Source organism: Arthrobacter sp. 01N444, from assembly GCF_056399305.1.
Genome location: NZ_JBFTRB010000012.1, coordinates 72,072 through 89,296 on the forward strand (window position 1 = coordinate 72,072; position 17,225 = coordinate 89,296).

Genomic DNA, 17,225 nt, shown 5'->3' on the forward strand with positions numbered 1-17,225 from the left:
CGTCCCGACTCAGGCCTCTCGCTGTTTCACGGCGCCGGCCAGCGAGGCCAGGCCCTTTTCGAAGTCGGCGCCGACCATTTTGTCCATGTTCATGAACAGGGCGAACACTTTGCCGATGCCCTTGTTCTCCCCGGTCATCGTCCAGGTGACCTGAGTGCCGTCGCCGGAGGGCGTGAACGTGAAGGAGGTGGGGTTGACCGCTTTGAAGGGCTTGGTGAATTCCAGACGGATCTTGATGTTGCGCGGCTCGGCCGTGTCCACGATTTCCATGGTGCCGGAGCCGGCCTTGCGGTTTCCGCTCCAGGTGTACTTGGCACCGACGCCGGATTCGCTGCCGGAGTAGCTCCGTTCCATGGCCGGATCAACGGCCTCCCAAGGAGACCATTTGGTCCATTCGTGGAAGCTGTTGACCAGCGGAAAGATGTCCTGCGCCGGGGCTGGAATGACTGCGCTGCGGGTAACTTCATAAGTAGACATGCGGCAATCCTAGGCGGTGACCGGCCCAACCGGGCGCGTGCCCTGCGGGTTCACCCCTTCTCAGCGGCTGCCTCCGTCAGATCGACCACCGGCGAGGCCGCGTTCTTCTTGACGGACTCGACCCCGCCCATGGCACTCGCCTTGGTCTTGTAGCTCTCCGAGGAGGCGATCACCTCGCCGTTGGAGGCCTTAAGCCGGAACCGGAATCCGCCGGACTTGTCTTTGTAGACCTCATACTTGCCAGCCATGCTGCATCCCTGATTTCTCCGTTGTTGTGGCCGGCCGGGGAGCCGGCACGGATCAGATTAGCCCCGCCGCAACCGGCTGACCAGAGTCCTTCGGTTGCCCGGCCCGACCAGGCCCAGGACAGGCCGGTCAGCCCTGCAGCGGGATGACCTCAATTCCCCCGTGCTGATCGGCAACGACCAGAACCCGGGGCGCCGCCACACCCTCCAGTGCGGCCGCCAACCGCTTCGCCTGGGCCCCGGCATCGCCCGCGACGTCCCCACCGGCAACGCGGCCAGCACCGGCAGTGCCGGCACCGCCGTCGGCCCGTTTCCACACCGTGACGCCGGCCCCGGTGACCTCGCCGATGACGCGCCGCAGCGGTGCGGGGTCGGATCCCGCCACGAGGAACACGTGGCCGATGGTTCGCGGACGGACCGGACCGGCCGCGGCGAGCACGGCGCGGTCCTGCCGCCACACGGCAAAGTGGTACCCGAACACGAGTCCCGTGGCGACCAGGAGCCCCAGGGGTGCGCGGATCCGGTCCACGAGGCTTCCCCCGCTGACCTCGCCCAGGACGAACTCGAAGATCCGGAACCCGATCACCAGCAGCGTGACCACCGCCACCACGGCGCTCAGGCCGAACACGGCCACCAGGTAGATCCGGCGCGCGTTCAGGCCGGCGCCGGCCGCCGCCGCCTGCTCCACGCGCCGCCACGCAAGCCACCAGACCGGCCCGCCAACCAGGAGCGAGCTGATTCCCGCAAGCAGCAGCGTCCGCGCCCCGGAGCCGGCCAGCGGCGTCGCCGTCATGGCGAGGACCGAGTTGACGATCACGCCTATCCCGGACGCTGCCGCGACCAGGGCGACGCCGGAGGTTACCAGCCTGCCGCCCTGAAGCGTGGCCTCTGAGCGCCCGCGCGCGATGTTGCGGTGGTAGACCCAGACGAGGCAGCCGATGGCGGCCGCGGACACAGCCGGCGCGAGGGGCTCCAGCAGGAGCTCCTGCGGTTCGGAACGGTCAAACAGCAGGCGAAGCACCACGAAGAGCGCCACGCCGGCTCCGCCCAAGGTCAGAACGCCGGCGCCAAGCACCCCGACCGTGATGAGCGCGACGTCGGCCAGCCCGGTCCGCAGCCTCCGGCCGCCGTCGTGATTCCAATGCCACCACCAGATAATGGTTCCGCCGACGGCCCAGACCAGGGATTGCAGCGCCGACACCCACCACGGTTTGCCCACCGACACCTCCGTCGCGGCTCCCCGCAGGGCGGCATCCAGCAAGGTGGATAAGGCTGCGACGGCGCCGCCCACGCCCAGCACGAGCCCCAGCACCGAGCCGAGCACCGTAGGGACACCGGAGAGGACTGTCGGATTCTTGCGGGGGTCACGCCACATCCACCGGTGCCAGGCCCAGACCGCAGCCCACACCAGACCTGTGGCCAGGGACAGCCGCCACTGAAGGCCCTGCCCGCCGATCAGCGAGGACAGAGTGTTCAGCACGTTGGTGGCCGCGATGAGCAGGGCGAGCAGGTAGGCGCCTGCCAGGTAGAGACCCCAGCCGATGGCGGACCGCTCCTCCGGGTCCTCGAGCCGCCGCCAAACCGCCCACCACAAGAGGGCCGCGAGCGGGCCGCCAATCAGGGCGAACGCCAGCGAGCGCGCGAGCCCGGCGACGTCGTCCGGGGCCAGCTCTGTCCCCGCCACCAGCAGGCGGCCCAGCAGTCCGCTGAGCCCGACGGCGGTGGTCACCACCAGTGCGAACAGCAGCGCGTAGGTGATGAGCCGGCGCACAGTCCCTTGGGCGCTCATTGCTTCGCCTCGCCGGCGCACACTGCCAGGGGCCAGGGCACGGTGTCGATCAGCCAGCCGTTGCCCGCCCGAACGAGGTCAAACGCGTCCTCCACCTGGTATTCGGCGCTGCCGAAGGGACCGCCCGGCTCGGACACGGTGATGAGCACCCTCACGTCCGCGGATTCCGGCCGCTCGGTGGTGGACACCAGCGTGACTCGCAGGTTCCGGGCCGAGGGGCGGGCCCCGGTTGTGCACTTGCTCCGGGCGGCCGGCGTCAGGTAGGCGGAGGCGGCCGTCTCATCCCCGGCAATGACGGCGGCGGCGTAGCGCTGTGCGACGCCGGCGGGCGTTGACTCGGCCAGGGGCGCGGGCTCCCCGCGGGTGAAGACCACTGCCAGCGCGATGATGACGATCACCGCGATCGCGGCCATGATGGCCAGCAGGGTCCGGTCAGCCCTGGTGCGGCGCGGCTCCCCCGCCTCCCCCGGCTTTTCCGGGCCGGGATCCTCCGGGCGGGGATCCTCCGGGCGGGGTTCCTCCGGCAGTCCTTCAGGCGGCGGCCTCATGGCGCAAGTATGGACGCCGTCCAGCGCACGGTCACGATGTCTTTCGTCCCCTTTCCGCGGCGTCCGCGTCGACGCAGCCAAAGCCAGCCACTACGCTCGGAAAATGGGAATCATGCGCAAAGCCCTCGCCGCTGCTGTTGTGCTGATGGCCGGCCTTCTCGTCGGGGCCCCGGCCGCGCTCGCCACGACGCCGACCGCCGTCGTCATTGAAGACCGCGCCGGGGTGTTGGACCAGCGGACGCTGTTGCCGGCGGTTCAGGCCACCGACTTTTATGAGCCCACCAAAGTTGCGGTCTACACCTACAACGGCACTGCCGCCGACAATCTGAACGAAGAAGTCCTGCGGTTCGCCCGCACCGAACATCCCGAATGGATCAGTGCCGACGGGCAGAAGTGGGCAGACGGACTGTTCATCTTCGCCCTGGATCCGGTGGGCCGGCATGTGGGGACGTACATGGGTGAGGACCGGAAGGTCTCGCCCGAACAGCGCGAGGACATCCAGAACGCCGCCAAAGAGCTGCTTCGCGATGCGCAGTGGACCGAGGGCACCATTGCCGGGATCCGCCGCGGCGCCGAACTCATCAATCAGCCGTGGTACCGTTCCACAGCCTTCCTCGTCACAGCCTGGGCGGCGGTGGCCGCCGCGGTCTGCGCAGCCGCGGCCTGGCTGATCGTGCGGTGGCGGACCCGGGTGTCCAGCCGGAAGGAACTGGCCCGGGGCGACGCCAGCTACGCCAATGTCAGCATGGACCTGCAGGTGACCGAGCTCAACGCCAGCACCATTCCCGAGTCCTCCCGGTACGGGAGCACGGTGCTGGAAAAACACCGCACGTTCCTGAACCGCTACGGTACGGCCACCGAACTTTCCACCCAGGTACACGCCCTCAGCAGCAGGGACCTGAGCCGCCGGCCCAACCTCAAACTGGTCCGGAGTTACGCCGACGCCGCGGCCGAACTCGACGCCCTGGACGACGTGATCGCCGATACCAATGCCCTGCTCAACCGGGGCTCGTCCTGGCCTGCCGCCTGGGACCGCCAGCTCGCGCCGTTCCGCAACGATCTGGACGGCGTGGAAGACCTGCTCAGCCAGCGCCGGGCCGAGGGAACCTCAGGGACGGCGCTGGCGCTGCGGTCCTTCCGCGATGAAAGCCGGCGCGACATGGAGCGCTGGTCGACGGAACTGGCGGACGGCTCCATCACACCGGAATCGGCGCTGGACAGGTTGCGTGACGCCCGGACACACCTCTCGGAGCTGTTGAAAAATCACGCCGACACCCTGATCCAGGCCTTTGCCCGCAATGAGAAGGAAGCCGGGCTCATGCGCGAGGAAATGGACAGCGCGCAGGCGGGAACGAAGGCAAAATACGGCCGCACGTACGAGCCAAGCATCCTCGGAACGGTGTACCCGTCCTACTACTTCTTCTCGGTCCCGAGCTTCAACACCGGCTTCAGCAGCGGCGTCAGCAGCGTCAGCAGCGCGCGCGGCGGCGGCGCCACCACCGGGTACGGGTCCAGCGGCGGAAGCTTTTCCGGGTCCGGGAGTTCGTCGAGTTTCTAGGGCGCGCTAACGGACTTAGGGCCCGCCCGCGGCCTTTTCGACGGCGAAATCTCCACCGGGGAACATGATCGTTTCGTGGCCGTCGTCGAACCGGACCAGGTACGGCGGCGCACCGTCGGCACCCTTCACTTCAAGGATCAGACCGTGCCGGTCCGTGGACTCGACCGTCGTCCCCCGGATGATGATGCGGTCCCCTGCGGTTGCCTTCATGGCGGTCACCTGTATCCCTATTGACGCCTGTGTGCCCGAAGATCATTATGGCTCTTATCGGCTGGGGGGCGCTATGGCCTGAGGTTGAGGAGCCGCGCCGTGAATGGTAAATGTGCAGTTGGCCAAGCAGGAAAAGCAGTCAGCACCCTTTTCCCGGTGATCGGTTTCGCGGCAGGACCGCTCCACGACCCGCCCCCTCCCTCTGCCCACCCCGACGGCCGACGAAGCCGACGCGGACGTAATCCCGCCAGCCCCTGCACCACGGTGGAGCCAGCGGGGTACCGGCCATGATGAATGCAATCGTGCGCTGGACGCTGCAGTTCCGGCTCTTGGTCCTGGCCGCCGCGGCAGGAATCCTGGCCCTCGGGCTCACCAATCTGCCGGGCATGTCCGTGGACGCCTTTCCGGAATTCGCCCCGCCGCAGGTAGAGATCCAGACTGAAGCCCTGGGACTCTCGGCCGCCGAGGTTGAGCAACTCGTCACCTCGCCCATGGAGGCCGACCTGCTGAACGGGGTGGCCTGGGTTGAAGCCATCCGGTCCAAATCCGTGCCCGGCCTTTCGTCGATCCAGATGGTTTTCAAGCCGGGGACCGACATTTTGCGGGCACGCCAGCTCGTCTCGGAACGGCTGACCCAGGCGCGTGCACTGCCGAATGTTTCGGCGGCTCCAGTGCTCATGCAGCCGCTGTCCTCGACCAGCCGGGTCATGATGGTCCGGCTAACGTCCAAAAACATGTCCGCCATCGACATGTCCGTGCTGGCCCGCTGGACCATGAAGCCCGGACTCCTTGCCGTTCCCGGCGTCGCGAACGTGGCGATCTGGGGCCAGCGCGACCAGCAGCTTCAAGTCCTGGTGGACCCGGCACAGCTCGAAGCCAAGGGCGTCACGCTGGACGAAATCATCAAGACGACCGGCAACTCCGTGTGGGTTTCGCCACTTAGCTACCTGGAAGCATCCACACCGGGCACCGGCGGTTTCTTCGAGACGGGCCACCAGCGGATCGGCGTCCAGCATGTCCTGCCAATCACCACGCCGGAAGACCTGGGCCAGGTTCCTGTCCAAGGTCCGGCCGGCAATCTCCTGCTCAAAGACGTGGCAACGGTGGCAACCGACCACCAGCCTCTGATCGGCGACGCCCTGCTCAGCAATGAAGCCGAGTTACTGCTGGTCATCGAAAAGTTCCCGGAGACCAACACGATGGACGTGACCCGGGGCGTTGACGAGGTCCTCCGGGAGCTCCAGCCCGGCTTGCCCGGAGTCGTGATCGACACCAGCGTCTACCGGCAGGCCTCCTTTATCGACGAAGAGGTCGGGACGCTCGGCGTCGCTGCGCTGATCGCGCTGCTGCTGATCGTTGCCCTGTTTGGCGCTTTCTTCCGTTCCTGGCGCACGGCCCTGATCACCCTGATCACGATTCCCGTGTCGCTGACCGCGTCAGCGCTGGTGCTCGATCTGCGTGGCACCGGGATGAACACCATGGTCCTGGCCGGCATGGTGCTTGCCCTGGCCGTCATCGTAGGCGACGTCGCGGAAGACCTGAACGGCATCGCGCGGGCACGCAGCGCCGCGGCCAGGTCCGGCCACGAAACTGCCGACGGCGGGACGGAGGCCGGCCAGGACCAGTCACAGGAACAGCGCCGACGCGACTCCGTGATCCCGGGCGCCCTGCGGGCAGCCCGCACGCCAATGCTCTACTCGCTGCTGATTATGGCGCTGGCCGTCATGCCCGCGCTCTTTATTTCCGGTGAGAACGGCGCCCTGTTCGGACCCCTGGTCCAGAGCTATCTGCTGGCCCTGGTTGTCTCGATGATCGTGGCGCTCACGGTCACGGCGGCACTGGCGTTCGTCCTTCCGGTCGGTTCCAAGGCGCCGGAACGGCGTTCCCTGGCGCGGCTGCAAGGCGCCTACGGCCGGACCGTGACGCGGCTGACGCAAAAGACGCGGTGGGTATTCGCAGCCGCGGCGGTGCTGGCGGTGGCCGGACTGGCGCTCGCACCCCAGCTGGCCGGGACCCGTCCTGTGGTGCCGGTGCTGGCGGACAAGACGCTGGTGGTGCACTGGAGCGCGATAGCAGGCACCTCGGACCAGGAAATGAGCCGGATCACCGAGGCTGCTGCCGTAGAACTGCGCACCGTCCCGGGCGTGGCCAATGTCGGAGGACACGTCGGGCGCGCGATCACTTCGGATCAGGTCGGTGACGTCAGCTCCGGCGAGCTGTGGGTGACCGTGGCCCCCGACGCGTCCTATGCCGACACGGCCGCCGCCGTCGACCGCGTGATCGCAGGCTACGCGGGCCTGACCAGCAAAATTTCCACCTACCCGCAACAACGCATCGACCGGATCCGCGAAGAAGCCGATAGCGGCTTTGCCGTCCGGGTCTTTGGCCTGGACCCGACAGTCCTGCGGCAGAAGGCGGCGGAGGTCCAAACAATCCTGGAGCACACAGCCGGCGTCGTTAATCCCCACGTCGACCTGCCCCCCGAACAGCCGATCGCCGAGGTCAGAGTGGACCTCGCCGCGGCCCAAAAAGCCGGCGTCGTCCCCGGTGATGTACGGCGCGCGGCTGCCGCCCTGCTGCAAGGCATCGAAGTCGGCAACCTGTACGAACAGCAGAAGGTCTTCTCTGTCATCGTGAAGGGGAATGCGGCCACCCGCAGCAGCCTGGACAGCGTCCGCAACCTGATCATTGACACCCCCAACGGCGGGCACGCCCGCCTCGGCGACGTCGCGCAGGTGACCATGGTCGGGAACGAGTCCGTGATCCTGCACGACGACACCTCGCGGCGCATCGATGTGAAGGCCGACATCCAGGGCCGTCCGCTGGGCGACATCGAAGGAGACATCAACACGGCCCTGCAGCAGATGCAGTTCCCGATTTCCTATCACGCCGAGATCCTCACCCAATACGCCCAGCAGCAGAACAATTACCAGTGGCTCTGGCTGCTCGCGGCGGTTGCCGCGGCCGGCATCCTGGTTCTGCTGCAGACGGCGACGGGGAGCTGGCGGCTCGCCGGCCCGCTCTTCCTGGGCCTGATCCTGGCACTGTCCGGCGGTGTGCTGGCCGCCCAGGCCACGGGCGGGGTCAACTCGCTGGTGGCCCTGGTCGCCTTCGCCGCTGTGCTGGGGATCGCCGTGCGCGGCACACTCCTGCTGACGGGCCAGGTCCGGGATTTACGGGCAACAGATGCTTCGGCGCCCTGGCCTGCGCTGGTGGTCCGCGGAACCAAGGAGAGACTGGGACCCATCCTGATGTCCACCGTGATCACGGCCCTGGCGCTTTTGCCCCTGGTCCTTCTGGGCGGCGTCGTCGGAACGGAAATTATCCTGCCGCTAGCCGTGATCGTCTGGGGCGGCCTGCTGACAACAACTTTCTTCACCCTGTTTGTTGTGCCCGCTGTGCTGCTTCGGTTCGAGCCGAAGCAAGCACCCAGCGCGCGGACCGGTCAGGGCACCGCAGCACCAACTGAAAGCCAGGATGCGTCGTGAACTCCACACTTTCGCCGCGGGGCCACAAGGTCGCGGTTTTCATCCTTGCGCTGTTCGTGACGGCGTTCACCGCTCTCTCCGCCACAGGTTGCGCCCAGGCGCCGGAGGCCGCACCGTCCGAAGGCGAACCGGCGGCTATCGCTGAAGTCCCCGGCACGGACCTTCACCGGCTCACCCTCACCGAGCACGCCATTGAACGGGTCGGGATCGCGACAGCTGTGATTGCCGTAGATCCCAAGACCGGGAAGCTCACCGTCCCCTACGGGGCCATACTCTACGACAGCTCGGGCAACGCATGGGTCTACACCAACCCCGAGCCCCAGGTCTACGTCCGCCAGTCCATCACCGTCCAGCGCATCAACGGCGACGTCGCCGTCCTGACGGACGGGCCGCCGGCAGGGACCGTGGTTGTCACGACAGGGGCCGAGGAACTTCTCGGCACCGAATTCGATACGGCCGAGTGACATGCGCTGGCTCATCGGGATCAGCCTCCGTTTCAAGACGGTTGTTGTCGCCCTCGCGTGTGCCGTGATGCTGCTCGGTTCCCTGCAGTTGGGTTCCGCGTCCGTGGACGTCTTCCCGGAGTTTGCCCCGCCACGCGTGGAAATCCAGACCGCGTGCCTCGGGTTGACCGCCCAGGAAGTCGAAGAACTCGTCAGCGTGCCGATCGAGGCCGCCGTGAGCGGCATGCCGGGCCTGGACGAGATTCGGTCCAAGTCCGTACCCCAGCTGTCCTCGATCGTGCTGCTCTTCCATCAGGGCACTGACCTGCTCAACGCCCGTCAGCTCGTCTCGGAACGGATGGCTTCGGTGACTGCGGCGCTGCCGACGTGGGCCGCCCCGCCGGTGATGCTGCAGCCGCTGTCCGCGACCAGCCGCGTGATGAAGATCGGGATGACGTCGTCGGAACATTCGCTCATCGAAATGTCCATGCTGTCCTACTGGACCATCCGGGCCCGGCTGCTGCGGGTCCCCGGGGTGGCCAACGTGGCCATCTGGGGCGAGCGGCTCCAGATGCTGCAGGTCCAGGTGGAACCTGACAAGCTCAAGGCCCAGAACGTCTCCCTCAACCAGGTCATGGAAGTCACCGCCGGCGCCCTCGACGCCGGGCTGCTGAAATACTCGCCCGGACGCTTCATCGGCACCGGGGGCTTCATTGACAGTCCCACCCAAAGGATGGGGGTCCGTCACGTCCAGCCGATCCAGACCCCCGCCGATCTGGCCCAGGTGACCATTCGGGAAAAGGACGGCGTGGCGCTGCACCTGGGCGACGTTGCCCAGGTTGTCGAGGACCATCAGCCGCTCATTGGTGACGCCGTGATCAACAACGGGCACGGGCTCATGCTGATCGTCGAGAAGCTGCCCTGGGGCAACACACTCGACGTGACCAAAGGCGTGGAGGAGGCCCTCCACGAGCTGCAGCCGGGCCTGAGCGGTATCAACTTCGACACCACGATCTTCCGCCCGGCCAGCTTCGTTGAGGAGGCGATCTCCAACCTCAGCATCGCGCTGCTGCTGGGCTGCCTGCTGGTGGTCATGATCCTCGTGGCGTTCCTCTTCCAGTGGCGCACGGCCCTGATCAGCATCGTCGCAATTCCGTTGTCCCTGCTCACCGCCGCACTGGTGCTCTATTTCACCTCCAGTGCGATCAACACGATGGTCCTCGCGGGGCTGGTCATAGCCGTGGGCGTCGTGGTCGATGATGCGATCATCGACGTCGAGAACATCATGCGCCGGCTTCGGCAGCGACGCGCCCAGGGCAGTGACGAATCTGCGGCATCGGTGGTTTTGAAAGCCTCCCTGGAGATGCGGAGCCCGATCGTCTACGCGACCCTGATCATTGTGGTCGCCGCCGTACCGATCTTTTTCCTGGACGGGCTGACCGGCGTCTTCTTCCGGCCGTTGGCCATCTCCTACACCCTGGCTGTCCTGGCCTCCATGTTCGTGGCGCTGACAGTGACGCCGGCTCTTGCCCTGATTCTGCTGGGCAACGCCAAACTGAAAGAACGCGATGCGCCGCTGGTCCGTGTGCTCAAACGCGGCTACCACGCCGCCCTGTCCAAGGCCATGAACCGGCCCCGGTTCGGCTACGCAGGCTTTGGCGTGCTTGCCGTCGTGGGCTTGCTCCTCGCTCCCCTGATGGGCTCGTCCCTGTTCCCCACGTTCAAGGAACGGGACTTCCTGATGCACTGGATCTCGGAACCGGGAACCTCTGCCGCGGAAGAGTTCAGGATCTCCCAGCGCGGCTGTGAGGAATTCCTCAAGGTCCCCGGCGTCCTGAACTGCGGCACGCACATCGGGCAGGCATTCGCCGCGGACGAAATCGTCGGTGTCAATGCCGGCGAACACTGGATCAGCATCGACCGCCACGCCGACTACGACGAGACGGTGGCCGCCGTGGAGGAAGTGGTCAAGGGTTACCCGGGGCTGCACCGTGACGTCCAGACCTATCTGAAGGAGCGGATTGAAGAGGTCATCACCGGCGCCAGCGAGCCCATCCTGGTCCGGGTCTACGGAGACGACCTCAACGTGCTCCGGGAACAGGCCCAACGGGTCAAGACCATCATGGACTCGATTCAGGGCACCCAGAACCCGCACGTCTCCCTCGAGGTGGAAGTCCCCCAGATCGCCGTGACGGTTGACCTGGCCGCGGCGCAGAAGTATGGCCTCAAACCGGGAGATGTCCGGCGTGCGGCCGCGACACTCGTGGCAGGCGAGGAAGTCGGCGACGTCTTCCGGGACGGCCGGGCCTACGACGTCCAGGTCTGGAGCACCCCGGCCACCCGCTCGTCCGTCACCGCCATCGAGGATCTGCCCATCGATACGCCCAGCGGAGCGCGGGTTCGCCTCGCCGACGTCGCCGACGTGAGCCTGCAGGCGACGCCGAACCAGATTGATCGCACCAACGGATCCCGCCGCGTCGAGGTGGGATCCTTCCTGGCCCAGGGAGCGGACTTGGGAACCGTAGCCGGCGAGCTGAAGTCGCGGCTGGAGAACTTGGATCTGCCAGCAGGATACAGCGTGCAGCTTCTCGGCGAATACACCGAGCGCGAGGCGGCAACGAACCGCCTGATGATCTACTCCGCGGCGGCCCTTGTCCTGATCCTCCTGCTGCTGCAGGCGTCCTTCCGCAGCTGGCGGCTGGCCGTCCTGTCGCTGCTGACGCTGCCAGTCGCCCTGGTGGGCGGGGTCATAGCCGCCTACATGACCGGCGGCGTCCTGTCCCTCGGGTCCCTCGTTGGCTTCCTCACGGTTATGGGGATCGCCGCGCGCAACGGCATCCTGCTGATCAACCACTGCCAGCATCTGGAAACCTATGAAGGCCAAACCTTTGGCCGCGACCTGGTGATGCGCGGGGCGGCGGAGCGGCTCTCGCCCATCCTCATGACCACCCTGGCCACCGGGCTTGCCCTGGTACCCCTGGTTGTCATGGGCAACATCCCGGGCCATGAAATTGAACACCCCATGGCCGTGGTTATCCTGGGCGGCCTGGTCACCTCCACCCTGCTCAATCTGTTCATCGTGCCCTCGCTCTATCTCCGGTTCGCCAAGTCCAAGAAGACCAGGGAGAGGGAGCGCGCTGCCGCCGGGCCGGTGTCCGTCTAACAGCGGCAGGCGTCAGAACCTCAACCATCAGAACAGGGCGGCGGTCACGGTCCGGGTGAGCTGCTGAATGATCTGGGTGCGGGGGCCCATATCGGAGTAATTCCTGCCGCGGGTGTACACGACGAACACGAAGGCCCGGCCGTCCTTGTCCAGGACGGCCGCGTCATGCAGGTTTCCGAACAGCAGCCCGTACTTGTGGTGAACCCCTACCCCGGGCGGAACCGCCGGCGGGATCAGTGTCTCAAAGTTGGTGTTCTGCATATAGGACAGGAGCTGGGCGGTGTTGCGGGCATTGAGCAGCTGTCCCGTGTAGAGCAACTGGAGGGTCCTGGCCATTTCTGCGGGAGTCAGCAGGTTGACCGTGCGGTCGTAGGTGATCCCGATCGAGGCGGCGTAATCCGTGATGCCCCGCGCACCGACCGCCCGCAGGATCAGCGCCCACGAATCGTTGTTGCTCTGCTGGACCATCCGGCGGATCTGGGTGCCGGCAGTCGAGTTGCCCATGGGGGCGGTCAGCGAGGCGCGGCCGGTCTCAACGAGGTGGTAATACGCCGACGCGGCCAGAATTTTTGCCGTGCTGGCGGCCACAAACTTGTCCTGGATCCCGTAGCCGTGGACCACGCCGTCGGAGACATCGATCAAGGACACCCCCAGGGCATAGGCACTGTTGGCCGCGATGATCCCGTTGATCTGGCTGTCCAGTTCCGGGTCAATGGCCGGGACCGCGACGGCAGGCACGGCGGGGATCTCAGCGGGCTTCCCGGCGGCCGCCGGGACGGCGCCGGCCGCGGGCGAAGCAGTTGTTGGCGAAGCAGTTGCGGGCAGGTCAGATGCCGGCGGAACGGTCCGGCCGGCATCCGTGACCGGCGCCGTCGGCGTCGCTGCGGCGGCCGGCGGGTCAACGGGTAGCGCCGCCTGGACGCCTGCATAGACGCCGGCAGCCACGAGGGCCAGTGCGACGGCGGCCGCCGTCAGATACTGTCGCCGGGTCCTCCCCTCACGCCGGGCGCGGGACCGCAGACCGGGCCGGGAACCGTCGTTGGCCCGGTGCCCGCCGGAGCGGTAGTGCCGCGGGGCCGCCTCAGGCTTCGGGACCGGCCCCGTGCTGTTGTTCGAATCGTTCGAAGGCATCATACTTCCCCGAAGGTGACTGACCGCGGTGGGGCCATAGACTTCCAGCATTCTTCCCGCAAGCGGCTTCCCGCGCAAGGGCACGTCTCCGGGAAAAAGTGGGTCTGCCATCCGAAGCAGCGGCGTACGCTGGTGAAAACGTAAGGAGCGGCGATGCGCAAAATCATCCTGGCCATGCAGGTGTCCCTCGACGGATTCTTCGAGGGCCCGGACCGCGACATCAGCTGGCACATGGTCGACGACGAGCTGCACCGCCATTTCAACCAACAGCTCAGCACCATGGGTGCCTTCCTTGACGGCCGCGTCACTTACGAGCTGATGGAAGAGTTCTGGCCCACCGCGGACCAGGACCCGGCCGCCGGCGCAGTGATGGCCGAGTTCGCCCGGATCTGGCGGGACATGCCCAAGATCGTGTACTCGCGGACGCTGACAACTGCCGCCTGGAACACCACTGTGGTCCGGGATGTGGTGCCGGAAGAAGTGCTGGCCCTGAAAGAGCGGCCGGGCGGGGACCTGGCCCTCGGCGGGGCAGAACTGGCCGACACCTTCCGGCGGCTCGGGCTGATCGACGAATACTGGCTGTACGTCCATCCGGTCCTGATCGGACAGGGCCGGCCCCTGTTCAAGGCTGCGGACAGCAAAGCCCAGCTCCGGCTGCTGGAGACGCGCGCCTTCGGCAACGGGGTGGCGCTGTTGCGCTACGCCGCGTAGCCGGCACGGAGCAGCCGGGCCTGCGGCACCCCGCTGCGGCCGGCGCTGCGTCCGGCGCTGCGTCACTTTCTTAAGCGTTTCTTAACGGGCTGGCGGAAGAGTGGGAGTCGTCGCCTGTCCGGGCGCCCTTGTCCCGAGCCGGAGGATCCCATGACTGGACCTGCCCCTGTTAAGAGCGATGCGCCGCTGGGCGGTGCCGGAGCACTCAGCCGAAGTGGAGCACCAAGCCGTCCCGACGCCGTGCGCCCCGCCGCGGGTCCCCGGCTGTGGGCCCTCCCCCAGGTCCGCCACTGGTTAGTGCTGGGCGTCCTGCTGTCGGCCGCCGTCGTGGCATTGGGCCTGGCGGCGCAGCTGACACCCGGCTTCAGTGCCGCCGAGATCGGGGTCGATCAGGACCTGAGCCAGCACCACGCCGCCGCCCTGACCGCCGTCGCGATGGCGCTGAATGTTGTGTTTGGCCCGGTGGCGGGCCTCGCGCTGATCGGCGCCGCGGCGCTGTACATCTGGCTTTTCCGCGGCGGCCTGGCCAAGGCGATTGCCTTCGGCCTCGTGGCATCATCCGGCTGGGTGGCAAGTGAATTCTTCAAGCTCCTCGTGGCCCGCCAGCGGCCCAGCCCTGCCCTGCTGTTCGATCCCCTGGCTCCGGAAACGGGTTCCAACAGCTTCCCGAGCGGCCACGTGTCCTTTGCGGTGGCACTGGGATTCGCAGTGTACTTCCTGGCCCGTGGAACCCGCTGGGCCAAGGTCACGGCCCTCGCGGCGGCCGTGATGGCCCTCGTCGTAGCCTGGTCACGGCTGTACATCGGCGTTCACTACCCCACTGATGTCGCGGCGTCGTTCCTGGCCTCGAGCGCGGCCGTTGTCCTGCTCGCGGGACTGTGGAACCTTCTCGCGCCGCGGATAGCGGAGCGGATTCGTGCCCGTTCGGGCAGCCGGCCGCTGGGCAGTGAGGAGAAATGAGAATGCCCGCCATGGACGTTTTTGCCGCCCTTCCGGCCGTCCACGCCGCCGCAACACTGTCCCTGCTGGACCCGGCAAGCCTGCTCGCCGGGTTGGGCCCGGCCGCCCTGGGTGTGATCGCGGTGATGGTCTTCATCGAGTCGGGCGTGCTCTTTCCCTTCCTGCCCGGCGACTCCCTGTTGTTCACAGCAGGACTTCTGCACCAGCAGCTGCAACTGACGTTGCCTGTGCTGATCGGCGTCGTCACCGCGGCCGCGGTCGCCGGGGACCAGGTCGGTTACATGCTCGGACGGAAATTTGGCCGGCGATGGTTCAAGGACGACGCCCGGCTCCTGAAGACAGCGCACCTGACCACCACGGAGGACTTCTTCCGCCGCCACGGCGGGGCCGCCGTCGTGCTGGCCCGCTTCGTCCCCATGGTCCGGACGTTTGCTCCGCTGACCGCCGGGACCGCGCGCTATGACTACAAATCCTTCACCCTGTGGAATATCACCGGCGCCGTCGCGTGGGCAGCCTCCGTGACGATGCTTGGCACCTGGCTGGGGCACTTTGACATCATCGCCAGGAACATCGACGCCATCGTCGTGGCCATGGTGCTCGTCTCCGTCGTGCCGGGGGTGGTGCAGCTCCTCAAACGCCGCCGGAACTCCCGTGCCGCAGCCGCAGCCGCAGACAAAGCCGCCGGCGACACGGCAGAAGAACCCGGGGCCGGACTGCGGACTGAGGAAATGGCCGCGGAAGAATAGCTGACATGACCTCCGCTGACCTTCCGTCCCTGCTGCTCGTCGAGGACGACGCCGTCCTGGGACCGCTCATCGCCGAGCTCCTGGACCCGGACTACCGGGTCCAGTTGGTCACCAACGGCCGCGACGGCCTCCACCAGGGGCTGACCGGGAGCTGGGACGTCATGGTGGTGGACCGCGGGCTGCCCGCCATGGACGGCATCGCCCTCATTACGGCTTTGCGCTCGAAAGGCATTGCCACGCCCATCCTGATCCTGACCGCGCTGGGCGATGCCGACGAAAAAGTCAGGGGCCTGGACGCCGGAGCCAACGATTACGTGACCAAGCCGTTCGACGCCGGCGAACTGGCAGCACGCCTGCGCGCACTGACGCGGACTTTCACTCCCCCGGCCCCGGCACCGGTGGCGATCGGGGACTGGGAACTGGATCCAACGCAGCGCTCCGTCCGTTCCGTCTACGGGCAAACGGTGTCACTGACCGCAAAGGAAGGCCAGCTGCTGGCTGCCCTGGCCGCGGAACCGGACCGCGTCTTCACCCGGGATGAGCTCCTCGCGGCGTGCTTCCACGCCTCGGAACAGCCCGGCGTGATCGATACCTATGTTCATCACCTGCGCCGAAAGATCTCCAAAGCAGTGATCCGCACGGTGCACGGCCTCGGATACCAGATCGGCGAAGCCCATGAGTGACGGCCGGCCGGCCGGCGGAAATCCGGACCACTCCATCCTGCGCAAGGCTTCCCTCAAGGTCGCGGTGCGGATCAGTGCTGCGTGCGCGGTCATGGTTCTCGGGCTGCTCGCCGCCACGGCGCTGTACCTCACGAACCAACTGGCCCATCCTGAAGTGCCGGGCACGGCGGCGGCCGGGACGGCCTACACCTACCTGGATTCCAAGGACGTCCTCGAAGCCATGATCATCGCCGGGGTGGCGGGAATCCTGCTGGCCGGAATCGTCGGGTGGCTCAGTGCGCGCAGCGCGATTCGTCCCCTCAGTGATGCCCTGGCAAGGGAGCGGCGTTTTGTCCAGGACGCCAGCCACGAATTGCGCACGCCATTGACCATCCTGGACACCAGGATCCAGCTGGCCCAGCGCAACACGGTGCCCGGCTCCAGGCAAAGCCACGACCTGGCCCGGATCCGGGAGGACGCCGCGACGCTGACAGGGATTGTCAACGAACTGCTCCTCGCGGCAACCGCGGAGGCCCCGGACCGTTCCGCGCCCCCTGCCGACCTCGCCGACGCTGCCGCCAGCGTCGCCGGCAGCCTCCAGCAGGTGGCAGAGCAGCGCCAGGTGCGTCTGGAATTCTTTGCCGATGCCCGGCCGCTGGCCCGGATCGAGAAGAATGCGCTGCGGCGTGCCGTGCTGGCCCTGGCGGACAACGCGCTGGCCCACACGCCTCCGGGCGGCCGCGTGTCCATCACGACCTCAATCGAGCAGAAGCGCGCCGTGATCACGGTGGCGGACTCCGGGACCGGAATCACCGGCGTCGATCAGGCCCGGATCTTTGACCGGTTCGTGCGGACGGCCGGCACCGGCACCTCACAGGGACAGCGGAGCTTTGGCATCGGCCTGGCCCTGGTCCGGGAGATTGCTGTCGCGGCCGGGGGCACCGTCGAAGTGGCCGCGACGGGCGACGAGGGAACCGTCATGAAGTTGACGCTTCCGCTCATGGGCAGCGGGAATCCCTGAGGTCCATCCGCCGGGGAAAGATATGCCATCGGGATCCCGGACTCCCGAATGCGGAGACAGGAAAGACCGGCGG

At 67.1% G+C, this 17,225-nt stretch carries 15 protein-coding genes; 9 read left to right on the plus strand and 6 right to left on the minus strand.

Annotation, left to right across the window (positions count from 1 at the left end; genetic code table 11):
• Positions 1-9 precede the first annotated feature (9 nt).
• The 4 genes from AC1DKN_RS14300 to AC1DKN_RS14315 all read right to left on the minus strand — a co-directional run bounded on the left by AC1DKN_RS14300 (position 10) and on the right by AC1DKN_RS14315 (position 3,059).
• Positions 10-477: an SRPBCC family protein gene (locus AC1DKN_RS14300; RefSeq protein ID WP_476871637.1), complete on the minus strand. Its 468-nt coding sequence runs from the start codon at positions 475-477 to the stop codon at positions 10-12.
• Positions 478-527: 50 nt separating this feature from the next.
• Positions 528-725: a YegP family protein gene (locus AC1DKN_RS14305; RefSeq protein ID WP_223916785.1), complete on the minus strand. Its 198-nt coding sequence runs from the start codon at positions 723-725 to the stop codon at positions 528-530.
• A gap of 127 nt (positions 726-852) precedes the next feature.
• Positions 853-2,511: a DUF5671 domain-containing protein gene (locus AC1DKN_RS14310; RefSeq protein WP_476871638.1), complete on the minus strand. Its 1,659-nt coding sequence runs from the start codon at positions 2,509-2,511 to the stop codon at positions 853-855.
• Positions 2,508-3,059 carry an LpqB family beta-propeller domain-containing protein gene (locus tag AC1DKN_RS14315; protein ID WP_476871639.1) on the minus strand — a complete coding sequence of 184 codons (552 nt, stop codon included), beginning with the start codon at positions 3,057-3,059 and terminating at the stop codon, positions 2,508-2,510. The genes AC1DKN_RS14310 and AC1DKN_RS14315 overlap by 4 nt, the downstream gene beginning before the upstream one ends.
• 103 nt (positions 3,060-3,162) lie before the next feature.
• Here AC1DKN_RS14315 and AC1DKN_RS14320 point away from each other — a divergent pair, with 103 nt between their 5' ends.
• Complete coding sequence (locus tag AC1DKN_RS14320; protein WP_476871640.1) at positions 3,163-4,617, plus strand: DUF5129 domain-containing protein; 1,455 nt, start codon at positions 3,163-3,165, stop codon at positions 4,615-4,617.
• Positions 4,618-4,632: 15 nt separating this feature from the next.
• Here AC1DKN_RS14320 and AC1DKN_RS14325 read toward each other — a convergent pair whose 3' ends face one another.
• On the minus strand, positions 4,633-4,827 hold the full coding sequence (locus tag AC1DKN_RS14325) for a DUF1918 domain-containing protein (RefSeq protein ID WP_476850038.1): 195 nt from the start codon (positions 4,825-4,827) through the stop codon (positions 4,633-4,635).
• A gap of 287 nt (positions 4,828-5,114) precedes the next feature.
• Here AC1DKN_RS14325 and AC1DKN_RS14330 point away from each other — a divergent pair, with 287 nt between their 5' ends.
• The 3 genes from AC1DKN_RS14330 to AC1DKN_RS14340 are packed head-to-tail and all read left to right on the plus strand — an operon-like array spanning position 5,115 to position 11,921.
• Positions 5,115-8,315, plus strand: a complete 3,201-nt coding sequence (locus tag AC1DKN_RS14330; RefSeq protein ID WP_476871641.1) for an efflux RND transporter permease subunit — start codon at positions 5,115-5,117, stop codon at positions 8,313-8,315.
• On the plus strand, positions 8,312-8,779 hold the full coding sequence (locus AC1DKN_RS14335) for a hypothetical protein (RefSeq protein WP_476871642.1): 468 nt from the start codon (positions 8,312-8,314) through the stop codon (positions 8,777-8,779). Before AC1DKN_RS14330 ends, AC1DKN_RS14335 begins: the two co-directional genes overlap by 4 nt.
• Before the next feature lies 1 nt (position 8,780).
• A complete protein-coding gene (locus AC1DKN_RS14340; RefSeq protein WP_476871643.1) occupies positions 8,781-11,921 on the plus strand; it encodes an efflux RND transporter permease subunit in 3,141 nt (1,046 codons plus the stop codon).
• Between the two features lie 27 nt (positions 11,922-11,948).
• On the opposite strand, the gene AC1DKN_RS14345 is transcribed toward AC1DKN_RS14340, so the two are convergent.
• Positions 11,949-13,055 (minus strand): serine hydrolase, encoded by a 1,107-nt coding sequence (locus AC1DKN_RS14345; RefSeq protein WP_476871644.1) that lies wholly within the window; start codon positions 13,053-13,055, stop codon positions 11,949-11,951.
• Positions 13,056-13,205: 150 nt separating this feature from the next.
• On the opposite strand from AC1DKN_RS14345, the gene AC1DKN_RS14350 reads away from it, so the two are divergent.
• The 5 genes from AC1DKN_RS14350 (at position 13,206) to AC1DKN_RS14370 (ending at position 17,152) form a co-directional block, all read left to right on the plus strand.
• Entirely contained in the window at positions 13,206-13,763 is a 558-nt protein-coding gene (locus AC1DKN_RS14350; protein WP_476871645.1) for a dihydrofolate reductase family protein, read from the plus strand.
• Positions 13,764-13,913: 150 nt separating this feature from the next.
• The gene (locus AC1DKN_RS14355) at positions 13,914-14,723 is read left to right on the plus strand and encodes a phosphatase PAP2 family protein (RefSeq protein ID WP_476871646.1); all 810 of its coding nucleotides are present in this window, start codon (positions 13,914-13,916) and stop codon (positions 14,721-14,723) included.
• 2 nt (positions 14,724-14,725) lie between these two features.
• A complete protein-coding gene (locus AC1DKN_RS14360) occupies positions 14,726-15,469 on the plus strand; it encodes a DedA family protein (protein ID WP_476871673.1) in 744 nt (247 codons plus the stop codon).
• Between the two features lie 5 nt (positions 15,470-15,474).
• Positions 15,475-16,152: a response regulator transcription factor gene (locus AC1DKN_RS14365; RefSeq protein WP_243177304.1), complete on the plus strand. Its 678-nt coding sequence runs from the start codon at positions 15,475-15,477 to the stop codon at positions 16,150-16,152.
• The gene (locus AC1DKN_RS14370; protein ID WP_476871647.1) at positions 16,145-17,152 is read left to right on the plus strand and encodes a sensor histidine kinase; all 1,008 of its coding nucleotides are present in this window, start codon (positions 16,145-16,147) and stop codon (positions 17,150-17,152) included. The genes AC1DKN_RS14365 and AC1DKN_RS14370 overlap by 8 nt, the downstream gene beginning before the upstream one ends.
• The last annotated feature ends 73 nt before the right edge of the window (positions 17,153-17,225 follow it).